1 protein-coding gene is annotated in these 297 nt (G+C 69.4%); it reads right to left on the bottom strand.

Going from position 1 to position 297, the window contains the following annotated elements; genetic code table 11:
• A partial coding sequence (locus P8629_RS11560) for a calcium-binding protein (protein WP_278166278.1) occupies nt 1-297 on the bottom strand: 297 nt, incomplete at both ends.

Here is a 297-nt window from a genome sequence, read left to right as displayed (position 1 = left end):
CGCTGCCCGCGCCCGATATCATGCGGTCGTTGCCTTCGCCGCCGTCGATGGTGTCGCGTCCGTCCAGGGTGACGGCGACATCATTGCCCTCGCCCAGGGTGACGGCATTGTTGCCGGCGCCCACGCGGACCGTGTCGTTGCCTTCGCCTGCGTTGATGCGGTCATTGCCCCCGCGCGCCCAGATGGCGTCGTTGCCCGACCCGCCCAGGATGACGTTGCTGCCGCGCCCGCCCTCGAGGTAGTCATTGCCTTCGCCGCCGTCGATGGTGTCGCGTCCGTCCAGGGTGACGGCGACAT

This window comes from Hydrogenovibrio sp. 3SP14C1 (assembly GCF_029625905.1).
In the GTDB taxonomy this organism is placed as follows: Bacteria; Pseudomonadota; Gammaproteobacteria; order Thiomicrospirales; family Thiomicrospiraceae; genus Hydrogenovibrio.
This window is presented reverse-complemented; position numbering and strand designations above follow the sequence as displayed.